Origin of the sequence: uncultured Psychroserpens sp. (assembly GCF_947501425.1) — a bacterium.
Classification (GTDB): Bacteria; Bacteroidota; Bacteroidia; order Flavobacteriales; family Flavobacteriaceae; genus Psychroserpens.
This window is the reverse complement of the sequence record NZ_CANMVN010000010.1, coordinates 87,073-101,848: the sequence shown is the minus strand read 5'-3', so window position 1 is coordinate 101,848 and position 14,776 is coordinate 87,073. Positions and strand designations below refer to the sequence as shown.

General features: G+C 34.2%; 15 protein-coding genes. 8 read left to right on the top strand and 7 right to left on the bottom strand.

Annotation, left to right across the window (positions count from 1 at the left end; translation table 11 throughout):
- Position 1: 1 nt before the first annotated feature.
- The gene (locus tag Q0951_RS15585) at positions 2–442 is read right to left on the bottom strand and encodes a carboxypeptidase-like regulatory domain-containing protein (protein ID WP_299338845.1); all 441 of its coding nucleotides are present in this window, start codon (positions 440–442) and stop codon (positions 2–4) included.
- 558 nt (positions 443–1,000) lie between these two features.
- On the opposite strand from Q0951_RS15585, the gene Q0951_RS15580 reads away from it, so the two are divergent.
- From Q0951_RS15580 to Q0951_RS15555, 6 genes are all read left to right on the top strand, one after another.
- On the top strand, positions 1,001–2,461 hold the full coding sequence (locus Q0951_RS15580) for an arginine decarboxylase (protein ID WP_299338843.1): 1,461 nt from the start codon (positions 1,001–1,003) through the stop codon (positions 2,459–2,461).
- Between the two features lie 4 nt (positions 2,462–2,465).
- Positions 2,466–3,407, top strand: coding sequence for an agmatinase (gene speB, locus Q0951_RS15575; RefSeq protein ID WP_299338840.1), 942 nt, complete (start codon positions 2,466–2,468; stop codon positions 3,405–3,407).
- The gene (locus Q0951_RS15570) at positions 3,397–4,371 is read left to right on the top strand and encodes a deoxyhypusine synthase family protein (protein ID WP_299338837.1); all 975 of its coding nucleotides are present in this window, start codon (positions 3,397–3,399) and stop codon (positions 4,369–4,371) included. Before speB ends, Q0951_RS15570 begins: the two co-directional genes overlap by 11 nt.
- A 2-nt stretch (positions 4,372–4,373) precedes the next feature.
- Complete coding sequence (locus Q0951_RS15565) at positions 4,374–4,691, top strand: hypothetical protein (protein ID WP_299338835.1); 318 nt, start codon at positions 4,374–4,376, stop codon at positions 4,689–4,691.
- Positions 4,691–5,467 (top strand): RMD1 family protein, encoded by a 777-nt coding sequence (locus Q0951_RS15560; protein WP_299338832.1) that lies wholly within the window; start codon positions 4,691–4,693, stop codon positions 5,465–5,467. Before Q0951_RS15565 ends, Q0951_RS15560 begins: the two co-directional genes overlap by 1 nt.
- 131 nt (positions 5,468–5,598) lie before the next feature.
- Positions 5,599–5,943: a hypothetical protein gene (locus Q0951_RS15555; protein ID WP_299338829.1), complete on the top strand. Its 345-nt coding sequence runs from the start codon at positions 5,599–5,601 to the stop codon at positions 5,941–5,943.
- Between the two features lie 12 nt (positions 5,944–5,955).
- On the opposite strand, the gene Q0951_RS15550 is transcribed toward Q0951_RS15555, so the two are convergent.
- Genes Q0951_RS15550 through Q0951_RS15525 form a run of 6 tightly spaced genes read right to left on the bottom strand, consistent with a single transcriptional unit; the run spans position 5,956 to position 12,946 of the window.
- Positions 5,956–7,386, bottom strand: coding sequence for a mannosyltransferase (locus tag Q0951_RS15550; protein ID WP_299338826.1), 1,431 nt, complete (start codon positions 7,384–7,386; stop codon positions 5,956–5,958).
- Positions 7,386–8,876: a cellulose synthase family protein gene (locus Q0951_RS15545; RefSeq protein ID WP_299338823.1), complete on the bottom strand. Its 1,491-nt coding sequence runs from the start codon at positions 8,874–8,876 to the stop codon at positions 7,386–7,388. Before Q0951_RS15545 ends, Q0951_RS15550 begins: the two co-directional genes overlap by 1 nt.
- A complete protein-coding gene (locus tag Q0951_RS15540; RefSeq protein ID WP_299338820.1) occupies positions 8,873–9,565 on the bottom strand; it encodes a glycosyltransferase family 2 protein in 693 nt (230 codons plus the stop codon). Before Q0951_RS15540 ends, Q0951_RS15545 begins: the two co-directional genes overlap by 4 nt.
- Positions 9,562–10,041 (bottom strand): hypothetical protein, encoded by a 480-nt coding sequence (locus Q0951_RS15535; RefSeq protein WP_299338818.1) that lies wholly within the window; start codon positions 10,039–10,041, stop codon positions 9,562–9,564. The genes Q0951_RS15540 and Q0951_RS15535 overlap by 4 nt, the downstream gene beginning before the upstream one ends.
- 8 nt (positions 10,042–10,049) lie before the next feature.
- Positions 10,050–11,639, bottom strand: a complete 1,590-nt coding sequence (locus tag Q0951_RS15530) for a 4Fe-4S dicluster domain-containing protein (RefSeq protein ID WP_299338815.1) — start codon at positions 11,637–11,639, stop codon at positions 10,050–10,052.
- A gap of 2 nt (positions 11,640–11,641) precedes the next feature.
- Entirely contained in the window at positions 11,642–12,946 is a 1,305-nt protein-coding gene (locus Q0951_RS15525; protein ID WP_299338813.1) for an FAD/NAD(P)-binding oxidoreductase, read from the bottom strand.
- A gap of 201 nt (positions 12,947–13,147) precedes the next feature.
- On the opposite strand from Q0951_RS15525, the gene Q0951_RS15520 reads away from it, so the two are divergent.
- Positions 13,148–13,858, top strand: a complete 711-nt coding sequence (locus tag Q0951_RS15520; protein ID WP_299338810.1) for a DUF547 domain-containing protein — start codon at positions 13,148–13,150, stop codon at positions 13,856–13,858.
- A gap of 30 nt (positions 13,859–13,888) precedes the next feature.
- On the top strand, positions 13,889–14,758 hold the full coding sequence (locus Q0951_RS15515) for a hypothetical protein (protein ID WP_299338808.1): 870 nt from the start codon (positions 13,889–13,891) through the stop codon (positions 14,756–14,758).
- The last annotated feature ends 18 nt before the right edge of the window (positions 14,759–14,776 follow it).

Genomic DNA, 14,776 nt, shown 5'->3' with positions numbered 1-14,776 from the left:
TTTAATTTTTTCGTTTTGATTTGTAAGGCTTGTCATCATTGACTGCACCTAAAATCTCTACAAGGTCTGTAGTGAGTAAAAGCTTAATAAGTCTTGTGTTCTTTTTAATTTTGATCTCTTGCGTTTCATAACCCAAGTAGCTAAAAACTAAAATGTCGCCAGGTTTTAATGCTTTTGGAAATGTGAATGCACCATTTCTGTCGGTTGAAGTTCCAACATCAGCATACTTTAGTGTAACATTGACACCAGGTAAAGGTCCTTCTTCATCACTAACTATTCCTTTTACTGTAAATTGATCTTGGGCATTATCTGATTGCGCATAAACAGGATTTGTAGCAAGTAAAGTAAACATTAAAATGCATATTGTACCTACTACTTTCTTAGCCACAGATTCTAATCTGCTCTGCTCTGGGTTCTTGGTAAATGTGTTTTTTGTTTTCATAATTATAATTGTTTATTCAAATCTAAGCGCTATCTCTAAGTATTTCAAATCGTTTCGAGTAAGCTACATAGTTTGATTAGTAAACTCGTTATTTCATTGAGTGAAGTATAAATTTAAAGATTATCTAACAAAATAGACTGAAAATAATAGTTAAAAATTTTTTTCAAAAAAATGCAAAAATGTTTTGCGTGTCAAAAAATAAATTACATTTGCATCGCTTTTTGAAAGTTATGTTATCAAAAAGCCTTAGCATTTAGCTGAACAAATTGAACCGTGTTTTTACGTTCGGGTTTTTGAAAATTAGGAAGTCATATTCAAAAACAGCTTATAGATTAAGTCACCGAATTTTAGAGCTAACTTCCGCTTTCTACATCTTTATGAGTCAACATTTGTTTGGCTTTATTCCAACTACTCAACCTCAAATACAGGTTTGAATCATTGTGTTTTATTAGTTTTTTAATATCAATTTTATAAGCGTGTAGATATTGATATTTAATTTTTGTTGGCTTAACCAAGTGTTAACCTTCACCAATTACATTTAACTTTTTAAACACAATAATGAATACAAAATATATTGATTTGGTAAATCAAACATTTGATTTTCCACAACCAGAGTTCAAATTAAAGCAACATACTCTGGAGTTTCATGATGTCAATCTCATGCATTTGGTTGAACAACATGGAGCACCATTAAAGTTTACGTATTTGCCGCAAATTTCAAATAATATCAATCGTGCTAAACAATGGTTTGTTGATGCTATTCAAAAGCATGATTACAAGGGAGAATACAATTATTGCTATTGTACTAAAAGTTCCCACTTTAAACATGTGCTTAATGAGGCATTAAAAAATGATATTCATATTGAAACGTCTTCTGCCTTTGACATTGATATCGTTGAGAATTTAAAAGCTGAAGGTAAAATAACCAATGAAACTTTTGTAATTAGTAATGGGTTTAAACGTGCTCAATACATTACAAATATTGCTAGGCTTATAAATAATGGTCATCAAAATGCAATTCCAATTATTGATAATTATGAGGAAATAGATTTACTCTCAGCTGAAATTGAAGGTAAATTCAATATTGGTATACGTATCGCCTCGGAGGAAGAGCCGAAATTTGAATTTTATACATCCAGACTTGGAATTGGTTATAAAAACATTGTTCCTTTTTACAAGAATCAAATTCAAAATAATGACAAGGTTGAGCTTAAAATGCTTCACTTTTTTATCAACACAGGAATACGTGATAATGCTTATTACTGGAATGAACTGACCAAGTGTTTAAAAGTATACACAAGTCTCAAGAAAATTTGTCCGTCACTTAATAGCTTAAATATTGGTGGTGGATTTCCTATTAAGAACTCATTAGCGTTTGATTTTGATTACGCTTACATAGTTGACGAGATTGTAAATCAAATCAAACTGGTTTGTGAGGAAGAGCATGTAGATGTTCCAAATATTTTTACTGAATTTGGAAGTTTTACTGTTGGTGAAAGTGGAGGTGCTATTTATGAGATATTATACCAAAAACAGCAAAATGATCGCGAAAAATGGAACATGATTAATTCGTCTTTCATTACTACATTACCAGACACTTGGGCCATCAATAAGCGGTTTATTATGTTGCCAATTAACCGTTGGAATGATAGTTATGAACGCGTGCTTTTAGGAGGTTTAACCTGTGATAGTGATGATTATTACAATAGTGAACAGCATATGAATGCTATTTATCTTCCGAAGTACCATAAAGATAAACCTCTATATATTGGATTTTTTAATACTGGAGCTTACCAGGAAACTATTGGTGGATTTGGAGGGTTACAACATTGCTTAATTCCTACGCCAAAGCATATTCTAATTGATAAGGATATAGACGGAAATATTACTACATCACTATTTAGTGAACAACAAAAAAGTGAAGACTTACTTAAAATTTTAGGATACGAAAAAGTGAATCTTGAGCATTCTGAAGCTAAAAGAGATAACTTAGAGGTAGCCTTAAACGACAATAACTAATAAGATGAATACAAAAACTTACGCAGGAATAGAAGACCAATATTCTAGATTAGACAGTTCAAAAATTGTACTAATTCCAGTGCCTTATGATGGTACAAGTACTTGGCAAAAAGGAGCAGATAAAGGGCCAGATGCTTTTTTGAATGCTTCGGAAAATATGGAACTTTACGATATTGAGACTGAAACTGAAGTTTACAAGCAAGGTGTGTTTTTAGCAGATGCTGTTACTGAAAACATATCACCAGAATCTATGGTTGATGCTGTACATGACATTACTAAGAAGTATATCAAGAAGAATAAATTTGTGACTACTTTCGGAGGAGAACATTCTATTTCAATAGGAACAATTAGAGCCTTTAACGAATGCTTTGATAATCTAACAGTTTTGCAAATTGATGCGCATGCTGATTTAAGAAAGGAATACCAAGGTAGCAAATACAACCACGCCTGCGCAGTTTATGAGGCAAATCAAACAACCAATTTGATTCAAGTAGGTATTAGAAGTATGGATATCAAAGAAACTACAGTAATGGATGTTGAGAAAACGTACTTTGCTCATGATATGGCAGAAGATGATAACTGGATGGATTCGGCAATTGATCAAATGACAGAGAATGTCTACATTACTTTTGATCTTGACGCCTTTGACCCATCAATCATGCCTTCTACAGGAACACCAGAGCCTGGAGGTTTGCTTTGGTATGAAACTCTTGAGTTTTTACGTCAGGTGTTTGAAGAAAAAAATGTAGTTGGGTTTGATATTGTTGAATTATGTCCCAATGCAACTAATAAGTCATCAGATTTCCTGGCAGCAAAACTATATTATAAAATGCTGACCTATAAATTCTTAAATGACGAAGTAGATGACGAATTCGATAATAATTTCAATGAATCTAAGATAGATATTAATAAATTTTCTAAATTTAATGACGACGATGACAACTAAGGGAGCAGTATCACAGTTTATCAACAAGTACTATTTACATTTTAATGCTGCAGCTTTGGTTGATGCTGCAAGAGCTTATGAGGAGCAGTTGCACTCTGGAGCAAAGATGTTGGTCTCTCTTGCAGGTGCAATGAGCACAGCAGAGCTGGGAAAAATTTTTGCAGAGATGATTAGACAAGATAAAGTTCATATCATTTCTTGTACAGGTGCAAATCTGGAAGAAGATATTATGAATTTAGTAGCGCATTCACATTATAAGCGCGTTCCTAATTATCGGGATTTAACACCACAAGATGAATGGAATTTATTAGAAAAAGGACTAAATCGTGTTACTGATACTTGTATTCCAGAGGAAGAGGCATTTAGAAGAATACAAGAGCATATTGTAAAGATATGGAACGATGCTGAGGCACTCGGAGAGCGTTATTTACCTCATGAGTACATGTATAAGCTATTGCTTTCAGGTGTTTTAGAAAAGTATTATGAAATAGATTTGAAAGATTCATGGATGTATGCTGCTGCAGAAAAAAACCTACCTATTGTTTGTCCTGGATGGGAAGACAGTACTATGGGAAATATTTTTGCCAGCTACGTGCTTAAGGGAGAATTAAAAGCAAGTACTATGAAATCAGGAATTGAGTACATGACATTTTTAGCAGATTGGTATACAGATAATTCACAAAAGGGAATTGGTTTCTTCCAGATTGGAGGAGGGATTGCTGGTGATTTTCCTATTTGTGTGGTTCCTATGCTGTATCAGGATATGGAACGAACTGATACTCCTTTCTGGAGCTATTTTTGTCAAATAAGTGATTCCACTACAAGTTATGGATCATACTCTGGAGCTGTTCCAAACGAAAAAATAACTTGGGGAAAATTAGATATTAATACACCAAAATTTATAATAGAAAGTGATGCGACAATCGTTGCGCCTCTCATTTTTGCCTACCTATTAGACATGTAATTATGAACAAACGAGATAATTTAAAACGTGTTATTGTTGATTTTAAAAAATTGACACCAGAAATTTTAGCTATGTTGGTTGAAAAGTATCCAGATGGATATGATGATGACCATATCATATCGTTTAAAAATGCCAATAATGAAATAGTTGAAGCTGTTGAGGTTACTACAGAAGACACCAAATATTTGGTAAAAGTAAGTACCAAGCTGGCTACAACTATGGAAAATTATGACGAAGACGATTATGAAGATTTCGACAATAATGATCCAGAAGCGGTTCAAGATCCTGATTTAGCAGACGATACGTCTGATGATGAGTAATGTATAAGGTACTCGCTTATCAGGTTTCTAACACTATCAATTTAAAGGAAACGAAAAGCCAATTAGATTGGAGGCTTTTGTTCCAAGATAGTGATGAGTTGTTTTATGAATTTACAAGCAATCAATTCGTTTACATTTTTCAATACGGAATGATGAGTTTCTTTAATATGAATACTGAGGAAATTGATCAGGCCTTAGGAAAATTGCGTCCCTATTGTACAGGCGATTTAACTGAAAAATTATCAGAAGATGTAAGTGTCGTTATTCAGAAAGACACATTAAAGGTTGAATTCAATAAAATTATATTGCCAGACATTAATGCAGAAATGATACGTTTAGTAATGCTAAATGCGTCGCAATCTGTAGCATTAACTCGTTATTCTGAAATTACCGAAACGCTGTTGGTTGAAACCAATGAACATACCAAATATCTGGAACGAAAAGGGAAGTTGGATATTTCTGGTAATAAACTAAAACGCTTTATTGGAAAGGTTTTGAATATTAAAAATAAGATCTCTGAAAACTTGTATATATTCGATTCTCCTGAGATTGTCTGGGAAGATGAGCAACTCAATAAACTCAATTTGGATCTTAAACAAACCTTTGACCTCAAAGATCGTTATCATCTCATTCATGATCGCATAGATATCATTAAAGAAAATCTCGAATTGTTTAAAGATATCATGGACCATAAAGAAAGTAGTAAACTTGAATGGATTATCATTATCCTCATTTTAGTTGAAGTCATAGATATGTTTATTTTAAAACTCATCTAAACTCTTATTCAGTACGTATATACTATTCCACGTGTAAGTCATTAAATGATATTACTAAAAGCGCTTTCGGACTTGTAGTGGCAAATATCCGAAGAAAATAAAAACAATTTTCACGCTTATATTCTATTACAATGAAAACAAGATTTATTACAATTGCAAGCTGTTTAGCATTCTGTTTTTTGCTACTTACCGCTATGAACTCCATTCAGGATACCGAAACTTTTGAAGGTGTCTATGACGGTCACGAAGATTATGGTTACAACTTCATTGGTGTCGATGAAGATATGGAGGAATATACCATGACGTTTCAAAAAATGGATGAATCTCTTATAAAATCTTTTGATCTAAAATCTGATAAACTTATTGGTACAATGTTTAGTGTTACATATTCAGTAAATATTGAAAAAGAGGTAGACGAAGACGGTTATGAGGATGAGACAGAGATTTACACTATTTTGGCTCTGAAAAAACTATAATTTGTAATTATATCATAATGAAGCCAGCTCTTTTGAGTTGGCTTTATTTATGAATACCTCCCAAATAAAAATCGCATAAACAACAATATATTCCAAGGCAATGACCCACAAATTTTCCGATTTATCCATGGTATTGATATTAATATAAGCCAGATAACTCAGTATAATAACAAAACTCCAAACTAAAGGAAATTTATAATTGGTAAAAACACCCAAGATGAGCAATGTTGCAACATACCATGGGTGAACCGTTGTACTCAAAAACAAATAACACGTGAATGCCAGAAGCATTTTTATCACGAGTTGTCGGGTATCTGTTTGTCTTCGGAAAAAGGCTAATCCAATTACGATTAAAAAGACCACGACTGGTAAGATCTTACCAATCACTGCAATTTCATTATAACCTCTAAAGCGATAACCAATTTCTCTAGCAATGTAGTAAATGCTGCCATTGAACTCGAAATTTTGAAACCAGAGTCCGACAGTTTCAGCATAGTTATTTACAAATTCCAAAGAGAAGAAAGGCGCAAATAGTATACAAGTAGTAAGGCCAACAATAATGTAAAACTGTACTAAAGTTTTATAGTCAATCACATTGTCACCTCCAGCGTAGTCAAGAGGTGTTTTAGAGGTCTCGACTATGCTAGAAATGACAGTAGGTTTCTTAAAGTATCTGAATAATAAAGGTAAAAACAGCAACGGAATTAATTTTACTGAAATGGATAAGGCAAAAACCACTGCAGCCCATTTCCATCTTCCAATGTGTAGGAGATATAAACTCCAAACTAAAAAGAAAATCATCACGCCCTCAAAATGAAGATTTCCAGTAAGCTCAATGATGATGAACGGGTTGAGGATGAACCAGAATATGTTTTTAATTGGAAGACCTAGTGTTTTGAGGAGCTGTTTTCCGAAGAAAAATGTACCAAAATCTGCGGCAATAATTAGTAGTCGTAACACTACAGCAGAACCTAAAATAGAATGCCCAGAAAAAAGGCCAGCAATTACAAAACACAATTGGTTAATTGGAGGATAGTTGGTATAATGACTCCCATTAAGTTGTCCCATACCTTCATACAGAGCTTCAGCTTGATTTACAGGTAGATTTCCAGACTGCATAAATGATTCTGGTGTATAGAGATAAGGGTTAAATCCTTCTAGAATCATTCGGCCATCCCAAATAAAACGATAAAAATCCTGTGATAGATTAGGGATCGCTAGAATTAAAATGGCTCTGGAAAGAAAGGCAATTACAGTTAAAAATCTGATGTTGTCTATGGTGTATTTAAGCAGCAATATAAACACCAGCCAAAGAGAACTGTAAAGTAAAATAAGTGAGGTGTAATCTGTACGTACTAAGTTATAGGCAACATACCAATACAATAAAACGCTAACAAATGTGAGCAATAACGGAACTTTATTAAGTTTCCAGAACTGCTGCATTACACTTTAGAGGATAGAGATTTAAAAAATACATATCCAAACCCAATACATAACATGAGATGGAAAGGAAAGAGTCCAAAATCACCACCTTGATCTCCTACAATAAATGCACTGTAAAGACCAAATGCGAAATACAGCATTAATATGCCTTCAATGATGACATGTGGAGATATTTTTTTTCGAAGGTACTTATTACCCTTCCACGAATCTCTTAAGGTACTGATGTTGAATTTAGGTGTTCTAACAAACTCACTTCGTTTGCCTATATGGCCTTCAATAACTGCAATAGAATTGTGCAAAGAGAATCCCATGGCTATAGAGAAAAAGGTAAAGAACATTCCGACGTAGCCAAAGAATTTTTTAAATCCACTGCCGTAAATCTGTTTGTACATGAACCAATAACACACAAAGAAAATAACAGTACTCATGACAAAGAAACTCATAAAGTAGAAGTAGAACCGTAAATGCGCATATTCATTTTTGATCCATAACATTGGAATACTCAAAATAGCAACCGTAAATATGCTTAAAAACATGGTGCTATTCAATAAATGTAATAAGCCGTGAATTTTAGTTTTTGTGGAAATGTTATTTGATTTAATAACACGCCAAAGCATTTTTCTGAAATTTTCTGCACCACCTTTATTCCAACGGAATTGTTGAGAACGGGCTGCACTGATGACGACAGGCAACTCTGCAGGTGTTTCAACATCTTCCAAATATTTGAATTTCCAATTCTTAAGTTGTGCTCTGTAACTGAGGTCCAGATCTTCGGTTAACGTATCTCCTTCCCAGTTTCCGGCATCAATAATACAGTCTTTACGCCAAACACCAGCTGTACCATTAAAATTGATAAAGTGACCTTTACTATTACGTCCTACTTGCTCTAATGTGAAATGGGCATCAAGTGCAAATGCTTGTATTTTAGTTAGTATTGAGTAGTTTCTATTGATGTGTCCCCAACGTGTTTGTACCACACCAATATGTTCATCTTTAAAATAAGGAATGGTTCGTTTTAACCAGTTTTTCTTCGGAAGAAAATCGGCATCAAAAATAGCTATGAACTCACCTTTAGCAACTTTTAAGCCTTCTTTAAGTGCACCAGCTTTAAAACCAGATCGGTCGGTTCTAGTGATGTGTTTAATATCTAAACCCGTAGCTTGTAATTTTTCAACTTGCTGTCGTGTTGATTCCACAGTTTCATCGGTAGAATCGTCAAGGACTTGAATTTCTAATTTATCTTTAGGGTACTCAATCAATGCAATGTTATCGAGTAGACGCTCCATAACGTACATTTCATTGTAAACTGGCAATTGTATGGTAACAAACGGAACTTCATCAGGATTTGACAGGTCAAAAGTCTCACAGGTTTTATCTGCTTTTTTTGAAGAAAGGTAATTGTAGAGCAGATTGAGCTGTGCTAACGCATACATAAATATAAGCAAGATAGCAATCGTGTATATGACTATAATGATTGTTTCAAGAATCATGTTTTAAAACTGTATTTAAAAATCCAACTCAGGATTTTTACGCCTGCAAATATAGCACCTTTTACCGTACCTGAAACTTTTGAGACACCTATTCTATTTCGATAGTTAACTGCTACTTCTGTATAGCTTAGTTTTTGTCTCAACGCTTTAAGCTGCATTTCTACTGTCCATCCGTAGGTTTTGTCTTCCATTTGAAGTCCAAGTAATTTGTCGTATTTGATTGCTCTAAATGGTCCAAGATCGGTAAACTTTGCTCTGAATAAGATAGTCATTAATGTTGTAGCAAGCCAATTTCCGAAGATTTGAGGAATAGTCATAGATCCTTTTTCTCTTAACGCTTTAACTCTTGCACCAATAACAAAATCCAAATCATCATTGAGAATTGGAGCTACTATTTTAGTTAATTCTTCGGGATAATCACTGTAATCACCATCTAAAAAAACGATGATATCGGGTTTGTTTTCTTGTTGAGCAATGTATGACATTCCTTTCAGGCAAGCATAACCATAGCCTTTATTAGGTTCTAAAAGCACTGTGGCTCCAGCTTTTGTTGCATTGATCTCAGTATCGTCATTAGAGTTGTTACTCACCACGATGACTTCGTTAACAATCTCAGGAATATCTTTGATAACATGCGCTATAGAATCTGCTTCATTATACGCAGGAATGATGACTTTAATATTGGTCATTTAAGGTCTCTTAAACTATTTTCTTTTCTAAACGAGCGATAATCTGTCCACTCTTTAATTTTCTTTCCTTCAGAATATTTTACAGCAGATATTAGCTTCTCATTTTTATACATGAGGCAATATCCGTTTTTTTGATTGTTTTTTAGCTGACATTTGTGATTTATTTTTTCTTCGGAATCATAAAACAACCACCATTTATGCTTTTTGCCATTTTCATAATGGCCTTCACTGTGTTTTGAACCATCAGCTCGATATAATCGCCAATACTTAGATGCTTTCCCATTGATAAAATGCCCTTCTCGTTCAACATTCCCATTAGGATGATAGAATTTCCAATAGTCTGTCTTTTGATTGTTTAACATCCAACCTTCAGAAGCTTTTGTTCCATCATCAAAATAATTTTTTTGATAAGTCTTCTTTTCAATATCAAGATGAATATTGAGCAGTATTACAGTGAGTATGGCAATACTTTTCATTGAGAACGTTATTTTTGATTAACCAAATCCATTAAGTCTACATCGTTTCCTAGTAATACTTCTGTAGGATTGATACGTCCTTTCATACTGTCATTCTCTAATTTTAGAACACCTCTCGGGCAAACAGCTGAACAAATTCCACAACCTACACAACTTGAACGGACGATATTTTCACCTTTTTGAGCATAAGCGCGAACATCAATTCCCATTTCGCAATAGGTTGAACAATTTCCGCAGGAAATACATTGTCCGCCATTAGTTGTAATTCTGAATTTAGAGAACATACGTTGTTGAAATCCTAGTATAGCTGCCATAGGACATCCAAAACGACACCACACACGATTTCCGAAGATAGGGTAGAAACCAGTTCCGATAACACCAGAAAAAATGGCTCCGATAAGAAATCCGTAAGTTGATCTTAAAGTTTCAGCTTTAAATAAGAATAGTTTAGTTTCAGAACTGAACACATGAATTCCAATAAGCGCGATGATAACTACAAAATAACCTATAGCACCATATTTAGCGTCTTTGCCCAACTCATGACGTTTAAAGATCATAGTCAACGCAAATATTAAGGTCAGGAAACCTGCTACTGAAAATAAGAACACATCTCTCGTTAACCAATATTTATCTGGATCATAACCCAAATAAGTATAAATTACTGCTGTGGTCATTAAGACAACAAAGACCAGCACACTATGAATAACCCAACGTTCTATTTTCCAGGCGCTCTGACTTTTATCACTAAGCTGCCTGAACGAATCACCAGCAGTCTCTGCGAGTCCACCACAACCACAAACCCATGAACAGTACCAACGTTTACCAAATTTAAAGGTCAATATTGGTGTGATGACAAAAATGGATACAATGCCGAAAATAAGCATAGCCATCCCAATAGTTCCTGCGTTGATGAACGAGTTGATACGATATTGCTCAAAGTTGTAATAGTTTAATGGCCATACATTTTTTAGGTCGTAGTATGGTAAATCAGAATTCATAACATACATAAACTCTGGTATCAAGAAGGCAAAAGCCAGTTGGAAGAACATCACCGAAATGGTTCTGATCTGCTCATAACGATTATGTCTATATTTTAAAATAAACTTATATCCAAAGGCTAAAATGGCAATAGTATAAAGTGTTCCGTAAACAAACCATTGGCTTGCTGGTCTACCACTCAATAATTTACTTAAAGGATCAAAAAGAGCAATGAGTCCTGTGTTTTCTGCACCATTAGCTCCAGCGCCTAATAAGCCCTCATAGAAATACAACACCACATAAAACGACGTGAGCACAATACCAGTGATCCAACCCAAAGTGCCTCTTGAGGATATAGATTTAAACCATACGCCATCATTTTTTATACCTTTTAATTTTGTGAGGTAGGCATCATTTGCAAAGATGATGGTTCCAACAGTAATGAGTAATAGTGAAGCACTTAGAAACATACCTTTGTTTGGTAGATCCAGATTAAAAAGGGCTAACACCAGAATAAATAAGCCTACAACTCCCAATCCTACAGCTAACTTTTGCTTTTTAGACAAGTCTTGAGCGTCAGGTTTAGCTAAAGACATACTATAATTTAATTTATTACTCATGGTTATGCGGTTTGAAGTTGGTTATTGTAAGCCGATAGGATGTCAGCTTCGTAATGACTATAAAATTCTGGGTCAAAATTAGCTTTGGAGAGATGATTCATCACATAATCTACATCTCTTTTTTCGGTAAGCCATGTATCAAATATCTCGTGGCGCATACGGATGCCAAAGGTGTTAATGCCAAGAAATTCGTTAGTGTCTTTGTGGTAGGCAACAGTAATACATTTTGTGTCGTCTTCGTGTTTCCAATGGAAATGTTTTTCGTAATCTGGTCTTCCGCGTTCACCAAATACCCAACCGTAGGTTTGATATTCAATGTCTAAGAATTTAGCTGAATTGAACCAATGTCCAGGTTTGTATTGAATTCGGTTTCCGCAGAGGGTTTGTGCTAAAGTTTCGCCCATCATTCGTCCTGTGTACCAAACCGCTTCAATGGGTCTACGGTTGCCAATGGCTTCATGTTGTTCTGCACAGTCACCAATAGCATATACGTCTGGTATATTGGTTTCCAAATAACGATTGACTTTAACGCCACGTCCAGTTTCTATTTTTGACGATTTCAAAAAATCTATATTAGGTGTGACACCAGCAGTTAAACCAACTAGATCACATGCTAATTCTTCACCAGTTTCTTCAATAATGACGGATTTTACTTTGCCGTTTTCATCAGCATTGATGGCTTTTAGATTCGTTGATAAACGCAAATCAATATGATGATTTTCGATATGCCTGTTGATCATAGCACTTTCGCCCTTAGGCAAAACACCATTCCAAAAACTAGATTCACGTACTAAAAAAGTAACAGGAATATTTCGAGAGTTTAGCATTTCAGCTAATTCAATACCTATGAGTCCGCCACCAACAATTACAGCACGTTTACAAATATCATTGTTAGGTGCATTTTTCTCTAAAGCATCCAGATCTTGTTTGCTATATAGGCCTTGAACACCCTCAAGATCCTGACCAGGCCAACCAAATTTATTAGGTTTGCTTCCAGTTGCAATGACCAATTTATCATAAGCTAAGGCGTCTCTCTCATTAATTTTAATGACTTTGTTATCTGTATCAATTTCATGTACATAACCTCTGAGCAATTCAATCCGGTTTTTTTGCCAAAACCAATTTTCGTAAGGTTGAGTATGCTCAAATTTCATATGTCCCATATATACATACATCAATGCTGTACGTGAAAAAAAGTAATCTGTTTCTGCTGAAACGATGGTAATTCTCTTATCAGAAAGTTTCCTGATGTGTCTGGCTAAAGTAACACCAGAAATACCGTTTCCAATGATAACGATGTGTTCCATATTTTTTGGTTGTTATGAGGATTCTGTCGCAACTAAAGATAAGAACTTAATTGAGCATTCTAATTTATATCTGTTTTAAATTAAAGCTTATTTGTAAGGTTTACTGAAGAAATCAGACACGCATATTTTTTCAAAATCCTTGTAAGTATAGGTGTTTTAAACGACTTAGCGATTGTAAAAATTATAATAGTACAAGCAATCATGAAAAAAATAATAATCATACTTACAGTCGTTTTTGGAGCCTCAGGTTTTGGATTTGCACAAAGCCCTTCAACTTTTTTTAAAGCTGCAGACCACTTTTTTAAAGCTCATGTGTCTGACGGAAAAGTAGCTTACTCAAAGATCCATAAGAATCCTGAAGCTTTGAATAACTTAGTGAATTTGGCAGAAGAAATTTCCATTTCAAAGAGTGATTCTAAAACGTATCAGGCGTTTTGGATCAATGCTTATAATATTTCAGTAATAAAGGGAATCATCGATAACTACCCAATCAACTCTCCTTTAGATAAAGCTGGATTTTTTGATAAGACCAAATACAATATTGCAGGAGAGTCTATTACACTCAATGCTATTGAAAATAAAAAACTTAGAGCCCCGTTTGGCGATGCACGCTTTCATTTTGTTTTAGTGTGTGGCGCAATAGGTTGTCCGCCATTAATAGCCGAAGCCTATTTGCCAAACTTACTTGAATCTCAATTGCAAAAGCAAACCGAAATCGCTCTTAATAATCCAAATTTCATCAAAGTGAAAAAAAAGAAAGTTGAACTTTCAGAAATTTTTAAATGGTACAAGGAAGATTTCGTAAAAACAGGAAATGAAATTGACTACATCAATACATTCAGAAAAGAAACTATAGAGCCTAAATCTAAAATCTCTTACTATCCTTACAATTGGAGCCTTAATAAACAATAACACAAATAAAACAACCAAATACATATAGAAATGAAAAAGATCATCATGTTAATAACCATCCTGAGCGTAAGTTTTTCAGGATTTTCACAAGACGAACAAGACACAGAAAAAAGTGTCATTCAGGAATATACACCTTCAAAATTATTGAATAAAGGACAGTGGGATATCAAGTGGTTTAATAACCTTTACACCCAAACAGAAAGTACATTTTCACAGGGAAAAGAGCCTCGACAAACCTTCTTTACGTCAACCGTAGATATTTTTACAGGCGTTTCAGACAATAGTAACTTTAACATCGGACTATTGTTAGAATTTAGATCTAATGTTATCAACGATAGAAATGCTTTGGATGTGTTTTCATTTGATGGTGAACGTGGAACTGCTAGATCTGGATTTACATCATTTGCTCCTGCCGTGAAATTTAATCCTATAAAAAGTGTGACTAATTTCACCATACAGACTGCTTTTCATATTCCATTAGTTGATAATGAAACTGAAAATGGTGTGTTTTTAGATCAAAAAGGATTTATTTTTCAAAATCGATTTTTCTATGATTATACGTTTCCAAGCGGAAATTGGCAATTATTTACCGAATTGAATACCGAATATAACTTCGGAAAAAAAGAAGATAGTTTTGCCAATAATAGTTTACTATTAACTCCAGGTGTGTTTTTGAGCTATTTCCCAAGTCAGAAATTTACCATATTAGGATTGGTACAACATCAACAACGTATAGATACAGGTAATGATTTTGAACAAGATTTTACTGCAATTGGAGGTGGAGCAAAGTATCAACTGACTAAGGTGTTTAATATTGAAACACTCTATACCAACTTTGTAAGAGGCAATAATACAGGTCTCGGACAAACATTTAACATAGGATTAAGAGCATTATTCTAGTCTTAATTAGTAAATTAG

Coding starts and splice junctions, on each gene's coding strand:
- Q0951_RS15545 (WP_299338823.1), bottom strand. CDS start 8,876: ATGATTCTTGAAACAATCATTATAGTCATATACACGATTGCTATCTTG.
- Q0951_RS15565 (WP_299338835.1), top strand. CDS start 4,374: ATGAACAAACGAGATAATTTAAAACGTGTTATTGTTGATTTTAAAAAA.
- Q0951_RS15585 (WP_299338845.1), bottom strand. CDS start 442: ATGAAAACAAAAAACACATTTACCAAGAACCCAGAGCAGAGCAGATTA.
- Q0951_RS15560 (WP_299338832.1), top strand. CDS start 4,691: ATGTATAAGGTACTCGCTTATCAGGTTTCTAACACTATCAATTTAAAG.
- Q0951_RS15580 (WP_299338843.1), top strand. CDS start 1,001: ATGAATACAAAATATATTGATTTGGTAAATCAAACATTTGATTTTCCA.
- Q0951_RS15570 (WP_299338837.1), top strand. CDS start 3,397: ATGACAACTAAGGGAGCAGTATCACAGTTTATCAACAAGTACTATTTA.
- Q0951_RS15530 (WP_299338815.1), bottom strand. CDS start 11,639: ATGAGTAATAAATTAAATTATAGTATGTCTTTAGCTAAACCTGACGCT.
- Q0951_RS15555 (WP_299338829.1), top strand. CDS start 5,599: ATGAAAACAAGATTTATTACAATTGCAAGCTGTTTAGCATTCTGTTTT.
- Q0951_RS15535 (WP_299338818.1), bottom strand. CDS start 10,041: ATGAAAAGTATTGCCATACTCACTGTAATACTGCTCAATATTCATCTT.
- Q0951_RS15525 (WP_299338813.1), bottom strand. CDS start 12,946: ATGGAACACATCGTTATCATTGGAAACGGTATTTCTGGTGTTACTTTA.
- speB (WP_299338840.1), top strand. CDS start 2,466: ATGAATACAAAAACTTACGCAGGAATAGAAGACCAATATTCTAGATTA.
- Q0951_RS15540 (WP_299338820.1), bottom strand. CDS start 9,565: ATGACCAATATTAAAGTCATCATTCCTGCGTATAATGAAGCAGATTCT.
- Q0951_RS15515 (WP_299338808.1), top strand. CDS start 13,889: ATGAAAAAGATCATCATGTTAATAACCATCCTGAGCGTAAGTTTTTCA.
- Q0951_RS15550 (WP_299338826.1), bottom strand. CDS start 7,386: ATGCAGCAGTTCTGGAAACTTAATAAAGTTCCGTTATTGCTCACATTT.
- Q0951_RS15520 (WP_299338810.1), top strand. CDS start 13,148: ATGAAAAAAATAATAATCATACTTACAGTCGTTTTTGGAGCCTCAGGT.